The organism is Amycolatopsis sp. NPDC051128, assembly GCF_040682715.1.
Taxonomy (GTDB): Bacteria; Actinomycetota; Actinomycetes; order Mycobacteriales; family Pseudonocardiaceae; genus Amycolatopsis.
In genome coordinates this window covers 57,924-65,757 of sequence record NZ_JBFBBN010000015.1, presented here as the reverse complement: position 1 = coordinate 65,757, position 7,834 = coordinate 57,924, and the positions used below count along the sequence as shown (strand labels likewise).

General features: G+C 70.4%; 7 protein-coding genes. 3 read left to right on the top strand and 4 right to left on the bottom strand.

The window, feature by feature from the left end:
- Nucleotides 1-6: 6 nt before the first annotated feature.
- The 3 genes from AB0M82_RS17990 to AB0M82_RS17980 form a co-directional block, all read right to left on the bottom strand.
- Complete coding sequence (locus AB0M82_RS17990) at nt 7-330, bottom strand: WXG100 family type VII secretion target (RefSeq protein WP_364722789.1); 324 nt, start codon at nt 328-330, stop codon at nt 7-9.
- Nucleotides 330-881 carry a YbaB/EbfC family nucleoid-associated protein gene (locus tag AB0M82_RS17985; RefSeq protein ID WP_364722788.1) on the bottom strand — a complete coding sequence of 184 codons (552 nt, stop codon included), beginning with the start codon at nt 879-881 and terminating at the stop codon, nt 330-332. Before AB0M82_RS17985 ends, AB0M82_RS17990 begins: the two co-directional genes overlap by 1 nt.
- A 142-nt stretch (nt 882-1,023) precedes the next feature.
- Nucleotides 1,024-2,316, bottom strand: coding sequence for an MFS transporter (locus AB0M82_RS17980; protein ID WP_364722786.1), 1,293 nt, complete (start codon nt 2,314-2,316; stop codon nt 1,024-1,026).
- A 268-nt stretch (nt 2,317-2,584) separates the two neighbouring features.
- On the opposite strand from AB0M82_RS17980, the gene AB0M82_RS17975 reads away from it, so the two are divergent.
- Nucleotides 2,585-3,166, top strand: coding sequence for a YqgE/AlgH family protein (locus AB0M82_RS17975; protein WP_364722784.1), 582 nt, complete (start codon nt 2,585-2,587; stop codon nt 3,164-3,166).
- On the opposite strand, the gene AB0M82_RS17970 is transcribed toward AB0M82_RS17975, so the two are convergent.
- Complete coding sequence (locus AB0M82_RS17970; protein WP_364722782.1) at nt 3,163-3,582, bottom strand: SdpI family protein; 420 nt, start codon at nt 3,580-3,582, stop codon at nt 3,163-3,165. The genes AB0M82_RS17975 and AB0M82_RS17970 overlap by 4 nt on opposite strands.
- Nucleotides 3,583-3,648: 66 nt before the next feature.
- Between AB0M82_RS17970 and AB0M82_RS17965 the strand changes: the two genes are divergently transcribed.
- Both AB0M82_RS17965 and leuS read left to right on the top strand, forming a co-directional pair.
- Nucleotides 3,649-4,809, top strand: a complete 1,161-nt coding sequence (locus tag AB0M82_RS17965) for an esterase-like activity of phytase family protein (RefSeq protein ID WP_364722780.1) — start codon at nt 3,649-3,651, stop codon at nt 4,807-4,809.
- 155 nt (nt 4,810-4,964) lie between these two features.
- The gene (leuS, locus tag AB0M82_RS17960) at nt 4,965-7,805 is read left to right on the top strand and encodes a leucine--tRNA ligase (protein WP_364722778.1); all 2,841 of its coding nucleotides are present in this window, start codon (nt 4,965-4,967) and stop codon (nt 7,803-7,805) included.
- The last annotated feature ends 29 nt before the right edge of the window (nt 7,806-7,834 follow it).

Below are 7,834 nucleotides of genomic sequence, written 5' to 3'. Positions count from 1 at the left end.
CACGGGTCATTGCCCCTTGCTCAGCTGGGACGTCACGTCTTCGTCGGCACCGGAAAGCGCCTTCATCGACTTGGCGACGTTCTGCTGCATGCCCCGCAACCCCTGCACGAGGTTGGTGAAACCCTCGACGGCGCCCTGCGCGCCAGGCACGTAGTCCTTGGCGAACTCCTTGCCGGATTCGTCGTTCCCCCAGCACTCGCCCTGCGCGGCCAGGGCGCTCTGCAACGTCTTCAGCGCGCTGTCGAGCCCGTCCGAGGCCGTGACCAGGCCGTTCGAGGCGCGCAGCACCGCGTCCGGTTCCGCGGTGAACCCGGAACCCCCGTCCGGCATCAGTCGCCCCTCGTCAGCCAGGACGACGGCGGCTCCTCGTCCAAGTCGTCACGCTGGGGGCGGACGCGCTTGGGGGTGGGCTTGGGGGCGGGCACCGGCGGCGGCACCTGGTCGTTGCGCATGATCGATCCGGCGGCCGGGTCCTCGAGGGACTCGGGGCGGGGCGCCTCGGCCGGCTCCTCCTCGCGGAAGTCCGGGATCGGCGGCACCAGCCCGGCCAGCGACGGCGCGCCGTCGACCAGGTCGGCGAGGTCGGGCAGGCCCTCGGTGATCGGCGCCATCAGGTCCGCGATCTTCCGCTTGACCTGCGACGATCCTTGCCGCACCAACGTTTCGACGGTGTTCGCGAGCCGCGCGGGCGTCGTGCGCTCGAACGTGTTCGGCGCGAACTCGAGCTTCGCGAGGCTGCCGCCGGCGTCGATCGTGGCGCGGACCAGCCCGTCGGGGGAACTCACCTGGGCGGTGGTTTCGGCGGCCGCGGCCTGGGCGTCACGTAGCTGCGCGGTCTGCCGCTCGAAGTTCTCCAGGAGGGTGTCCATCTGGTCCTTCATCGCGGCATTGCGTGCTTCGAGCCGTGCACGGTCGTCGCCCGCGGTGGTCACAGGTGCCCCCGGTGTCCCTCGAACCTACTGATGACTGCCCGTCACCCTAATGCCAATGGAGCAGTGGCCGTGACCGGTTCGGCGGTTTGCCTCAGCGAATCGTGCGCCGCCGGGCCACCAGGTACCCGGCTCCGCCGACCAGGTAGCAGACGGTCGCGGCGATGAGCACGCCCGGCGCGTGGCCGTTGTCCGGCACCACCAGCGCGGCCAGCGAAACCGCTGCCACCTGCGTGATGTTGAAGAGCGTGTCGTACAGCGCGAACACCCGGCCGCGGGCTTCGTCGGCGACGTCGAGCTGGATCGACGAATCGACGCAGAGCTTCAGCACCTGCCCGGACCCGGTGATGACGAACGACGCGAGCAGCGCCAGCGGCAGCACCATCGGCAGCCCCAGCGCGGACTGGGCGATCGCGGCGAGCACCAGCGCGCCGAGCACCGCGCGCAGCCGGCCGAAGACGCGGATCAGCCGGGCCGTCAGCAGCCCGGCCAGCAGCAGGCCGGCCCCGCCGAGCGCGGCCATCTGCCCGAGCCCGGGGAGCCCGGCGCGGAAGACGCCGTGGTCGGTGAAGTAGTTCCGCATCAGCAGCACGGTGACCAGCAGCGAAGCCCCGAACGACGCCCGGTGCGCGAACAGCGCGACGAACCCGGCCGTGACGCTCGGCGCGCGCCAGGCGTGCTTCGCGCCGTCAGCGAGCCCGCGCGCGACGGCCAGCAGTGGGTTCGGTGGCTCGTCGACCACCGACGGCCCGAGCAGCCCCCGTGCGAAGCCGCGCGCGAGGAACGCCGAGACGAGGGTGCCGAGGACGGCGAACACCGTGGTGTACGCCGATCCGACGTTGTCGCTGCCGAAGAGCGCCCGCAAGCCGATCGCGCAGCCACCGCCGATGACCGCCACGACCGAGCCGAGGGTCGTGGCGAAGCCGTTCGCCGTCACGACGCTCTCTTCGGGCACGACGTGCGGCAGCGACGCCGAAAGCCCGGAGCCGATGAAGCGCGTGATCCCTTCCGCGGCCAGTGCCAGCGAAAACAGGCCGATCCCGCCGAACCCGAAGCCGACGGCGGCGGCCGCCGCGATGATCGCCAGCCCGCGCAGGAGGTTCGCGAAGATGAGGACCTTGCGGCGGTCCCAGCGGTCGAGCAGGGCACCGGCGAAGGGGCCGACGACCGAATAAGGCAGCAGCAGCACGGCGAACCCGCCGGCGATGGCGAGCGGATCGGCGCCTCGCTCGGGGTTGAACAGCACGGCTCCGGCGAGCCCGGCGCGGAAGACGCCGTCACCCCAGCTGGCGGCGAAGCGCGTGAAGAGCAGGCGCCGGAAGTCCCGGTCCTGCAGCAGTGCCCGCGGTCCTCGTGGTGCTGTCGCCGTCTGGGCGCTGATTGTCACGAAACCCAGCGTAGAGCCCCGGAGTGGGACGTGGGTCAAAGGATTGCGCCTCCGCGAAGATGGCGAAGCCATCGAGCATGGAGGGTCGGCGCACTCAGTCTCGCCTCTCGGCGGCTATGCGCAGTGTGGCTCCAGCCGAGCGGTATTCCACAAAGGCGGTTCTTCAGTGAGCCCGGGGGACACGGAGTGCGCCGACCACTGATCCAAACGAGGCTGCTGGGGCGATTGTTCCCGAGCCGAAGTAATTCCCCGGGCCAGGGGTGGGATCATGGATCGCGTGCCAGCGGACGCCGAGGTTGAACCGGGAACGCTCCTGGTCGCCGCCCCCACGATGGTCGACCCCAACTTCCGCCGGACCGTGGTGTTCGTCATCGATCACCGCGAGGAGGGCACGCTCGGCGTCGTCCTGAACCGGCCGAGCGACGTCGCCGTGCACGACGTGCTGCCGAACTGGGGCGGGCACGTCGCCGAGCCGCAGGCGGTGTTCGTCGGGGGGCCGGTCGAGAAGAAGACGGCGTTGTGCCTGGCCGCGCTGCGCACCGGTGAGACGGCGGCGAGCGTGCCGGGCGTGATCGCGGTCCGCGGGCCGGTCGCGCTGGTCGACCTGGACACCGATCCCGAGGCGCTGGTGCCGAAGGTCCGCGGCGTGCGCGTGTTCGCCGGGTACGCGGGCTGGAACTCGGGGCAGCTGGCCGGCGAGATCGAGCGCGACGACTGGGTCATCGTGCCCGCGCTGCCGAGCGACATCCTGGCCTCGCCGAACCGTGATCTGTGGAGTCAGGTGCTGCGCCGGCAGGGGATTCCGCTGGCGCTGCTGGCCACTCACCCGGGCGACCTGCAGCGAAATTAGGCCTCTTCCTTCTTGAAGACGCCGCAGCCGCCGGCGCCGCACGCGCAGCCGCTGCAACCGGCGGGCGCCGCCGGAGCCGGAGCCGGGACGGTCAGCGCGGCCCGGTTGCCGAGCACGCCGCCGCCCATGACCAGCAGGAACATCGCCAGGATGCCGGCGAGGGCGGCGGAGATCAGCCCACCGGTCGTCGGCATCGCGAGCCCGGCCAGCCCGGAGAGGACCGAGATCGCCCCGCCGGCCGCCGTGGGCAGCCCGGCGACGCGGTTCGCGAGCTTGAACGCCTCTTCGCTGCGCAACGACGCTTGCGTGCGCACTCCGGTGCCGCCTTCGCGCGTCAGCTTTTCGCGGACGCCGAGGACACCACCCCAGCCGACGACGACACCGAGCAGGATCGGGACCAGCGCGATAGCGAACACGAGGTCAAGGATAAGCGTGACGTTCCGGCAACCTGCCGGATACCCTGATCGACTGTGCTACGGGCCATGTCACCGCGTGTACTACCCACTGTCCTCGCCGCCGCTCTGATCGGGGGGATCCTCGCCGCGACACCGGCGAGCGCCACCGAGAGTCACCAGCGGCCGATCCGGCTGCTCGGCGAGCAGCTCGTCCCGAACGCCCTCTCGTTCCAGGGCACGACGGTCGGCGGCCTCTCCAGCATCGACTACGACCCCAGGACCGGCGGTTACGCGCTGATCTGCGACGACCGGTCGGCGATCAACCCCGCCCGGTTCTACACCGCGACCTTCCCGGTGTCCGCGGACGGCGTCGGCCCGGTCACCTTGACCGGCACGAAGCCGCTGCTGCGCCCGGACGGCACGCCGTATCCGCCGCTCGCGCAGAACGACCCCACCCGGCCGCAGAACGAGCAGACGATCGACCCCGAAGAGCTGCGCGTCGACCCGTGGAGCGGCGGCTACTACTGGTCGCAGGAGGGCGAGCGGACGGCGACGACGTTGATCGACCCGTCGATCCGCGAGGCGCGCCGCGACGGCCGGTACGTCCGTGACCTGCCGATTCCCGCGAACGAGAGGATGACGCCGACGGCGGGCCCGCGGCAGAACCTGGTGCTCGAGGGCCTCACGTTCGCCGGCTTCGGGTCGCTGGTCGCCAGCGAGGTCGAGGGTCCGCTGCTGCAGGACGGCCCGGAGGCGACGACGACCGCCGGCACGCTGTCGCGGATCACCCTGCAGTCGCGGTTCGGCCCGGTACTGGCGCAGTTCGCCTACCCGCAGGAGCCGCTGTTCGCCGCGCCGGTGCCGCCGACGGCGTTCGCCACCACGGGCGTGTCCTCGATGCTGGCCGTCGACCAGGCCGACCCGACGAAGTTCCTGATGATGGAGCGCTCGTTCAGCACCGGCGTCGGCAACAAGGTCCGCGTCTACGAGATCGACACGAAGGGCGCGACGAACGTCCTGAACGTCAAGTCCCTCGGCGACGCGCAGCACGTCAAACCCGTTAAGAAGCGGCTGCTCTTCGACGCGGCCGACCTCGGCCTCTCCACTGTGGACAACATCGAGGGCATGACGTGGGGCCCGGCGCTGCCGAACGGCGAGCGCAGCCTGGTGCTCGTCAGCGACAACAACTTCTCGGCGACCCAGGTCACCCAGTTCGTCGCACTGGCGGTCCCCTCCGAACGGCTTTGACCAGCAAGTTACGATGACAGTATGAACACGGCTCGGCTGCTCCTTAGCGTGCCGCGCTGACCGGGCCCGGCCCGGCCGGCGCGGCGACCCCTCATGCCCTCGTGGGCTGAGGGGTCGAGTTGTTTCTGGAGTAGCTCCGACGGAGGTAGACGGCGATGACCGAGACAACAGGGACCGACGTCCCGGCGCACCGGTATACGGCCGCGCTGGCCGGGCAGATCGAGCAGCGGTGGCAGGACCACTGGGCCGACCAGGGCACCTTCCACGCGCCCAACCCGGTCGGGCCGCTGGCCGTCGAGGGGCAGCCGGTCCCCAGTGACAAGCTGTTCGTCCAGGACATGTTCCCGTACCCGTCGGGCTCCGGCCTGCACGTCGGGCACCCGCTGGGCTTCATCAGCACCGACGTCTTCGCCCGGTACCACCGGATGATCGGGCGCAACGTGCTGCACACGATGGGCTTCGACGCGTTCGGCCTGCCGGCCGAGCAGTACGCGGTCCAGACCGGGCAGCACCCGCGCAAGACCACCGAGGAGAACATCCGGACCTACCTGCGCCAGATCCGGCGCCTGGGCCTGGGCCACGACGAACGCCGTCGCATCTCCACGATCGACCCCGAGTACTACCGCTGGACCCAGTGGATCTTCCTGCGGATCTTCAACTCCTGGTACGACACCGAGGCGGGCAAGGCGCGCCCGATCGCCGAGCTGGAGGCCGCGTTCGCCGACGGCTCGCGCCCGGTGCCCGGTGACAAGGACTGGGCGTCGCTGAGCGCCGCCGAGCGGAAGACGGTCATCGACGACCACCGGCTGGTCTACATCTCCGAGGCGCCGGTCAACTGGTGCCCCGGCCTGGGCACGGTGCTGTCGAACGAGGAGGTCACCTCCGAGGGCCGCAGCGAGCGGGGCAACTTCCCGGTGTTCCGCCGCAACCTGCGCCAGTGGATGATGCGGATCACCGCCTACGCCGACCGCCTGGTCGACGACCTGGACCTGCTGGACTGGCCGGAGAAGGTCAAGGCCATGCAGCGGAACTGGATCGGCCGCTCGCACGGCGCCCGCGTCACGTTCCAGGCCGGCGACGCCGCGATCGAGGTCTTCACGACCCGGCCGGACACCCTGTTCGGCGCCACCTACATGGTGCTGGCGCCGGAACACCCGCTGGTCGACCAGCTGACGGCGGCGGCGTGGCCCGAAGGCGCCGACCAGCGCTGGACCGGTGGCGCGGCGACGCCCGCCGAGGCGATCAAGGAATACCGCGTCGCGGCCTCCCGCAAGTCCGAGCTGGACCGGCAGGAGAACAAGGAGAAGACCGGCGTCTTCACCGGCGCGTACGCGACGAACCCGGTCAACGACAAGCAGATCCCGATCTTCGTCGCCGACTACGTGCTGATGGGCTACGGCACCGGCGCGATCATGGCCGTGCCCGGCCAGGACGTCCGCGACTGGGAGTTCGCCGAGAAGTTCGGCCTGGAGATCATCCGGACCGTGCAGCCGTCGGAAGGCTTCGACGGCAAGGCGTACACCGGTGACGGCCCCGCGATCAACTCGAGCTTCCTGGACGGCATGGGCGTCGCCGAGGCGAAGAAGACGATCATCGACTGGCTGTCGGAGAAGGGCGCCGGCACCGGGACCGTCCAGTACAAGCTGCGCGACTGGCTGTTCTCGCGCCAGCGCTACTGGGGCGAGCCGTTCCCGGTGGTCTACGACGAAGACGGCGAGGTCCACGCCGTCCCCGAGTCGATGCTGCCGATCGAGCTGCCCGAGGTCGCCGACTACTCGCCGGTGACGTTCGACCCCGAGGACCGCGACTCGATGCCGTCGTCGCCGCTGGCCCGCGCGACCGACTGGGTCGAGGTCGAGCTGGACCTGGGCGACGGCCCCAAGACCTACCGCCGCGACATCAACACGATGCCGAACTGGGCGGGTTCGTGCTGGTACCAGCTGCGCTACCTGGACCCGACGAACTCGGAGACGTTCTGCGCGCCGGAAAACGAGCAGTACTGGATGGGTCCGCGCCCGGGCGAGTACGGCGCGGACGACACCGGCGGCCTGGACCTGTACGTCGGCGGCGTCGAGCACGCGGTGCTGCACCTGCTGTACTCGCGGTTCTGGCACAAGGTGCTGTTCGACCTGGGCCACGTGACGTCCAAGGAGCCGTACCGGAAGCTGTTCAACCAGGGCTACATCGAGGCGTACGCGTACACGGACGCGCGCGGCGTCTACGTCCCGGCCGAGCAGGTCGAGGAGCGCGACGGCAAGTACTTCTACGACGGTGAGGAAGTGGCCCAGGAGTACGGCAAGATGGGCAAGAGCCTGAAGAACGTCGTCACGCCGGACGAGATGGCCGAGAACTACGGCGCCGACACGTTCCGGTTCTACGAGATGGCGATGGGCCCGCTGGCCATGTCGCGCCCGTGGGCGACGAAGGACGTCGTGGGCGCGCACCGGTTCCTGCAGCGGCTGTGGCGCCTGGTCGTCGACGAGACGACCGGCGAGCTGCGAGTGTCCACTGAGGACGCCACGGAGGCCGACCGGAAGGTGCTGCACCGGACCATCGCCGGTGTCCGCGAGGACTACGCGGAGATGCGGTTCAACACGGCCGGCGCGAAGCTGATCGAGCTGAACAACCACGTCACCAAGGTGTACGGCGCGGCCGCGTCGACGCCGCGTGAGCTGGCCGAGCCGCTGGTGCTGATGCTGGCGCCGCTGGCGCCGCACCTGGCGGAGGAGCTGTGGCACCGGCTGGGTCACGCGGACTCGCTGGTGCAGGGCCCGTTCCCGGTGGTGGACGAGAAGTACCTGGTGGAGGACTCGGTCGAGTACCCGATCCAGGTCAACGGCAAGGTCCGCTCCCGCGTCACGGTGCCGGCCGACGCGACGTCGGAAGCGGTCCAGGCGGCCGCGCTGGCGGACGAGAAGGTGGCGGCGATGATCGGCGACGGCTCGCCGCGCAAGGTGATCGTGGTGCCGGGGCGGCTGATCAACATCGTGCTGTGACGCGGTAGCGCCACGGCGGAAAGACGCCA

Excerpts from the sequence above, each read along its gene's own strand:
- AB0M82_RS17975 (WP_364722784.1), top strand. The coding sequence starts at position 2,585 with ATGGATCGCGTGCCAGCGGACGCCGAGGTTGAACCGGGAACGCTCCTG.
- AB0M82_RS17985 (WP_364722788.1), bottom strand. The coding sequence starts at position 881 with ATGAAGGACCAGATGGACACCCTCCTGGAGAACTTCGAGCGGCAGACC.
- leuS (WP_364722778.1), top strand. The coding sequence starts at position 4,965 with ATGACCGAGACAACAGGGACCGACGTCCCGGCGCACCGGTATACGGCC.
- AB0M82_RS17990 (WP_364722789.1), bottom strand. The coding sequence starts at position 330 with ATGCCGGACGGGGGTTCCGGGTTCACCGCGGAACCGGACGCGGTGCTG.
- AB0M82_RS17965 (WP_364722780.1), top strand. The coding sequence starts at position 3,649 with ATGTCACCGCGTGTACTACCCACTGTCCTCGCCGCCGCTCTGATCGGG.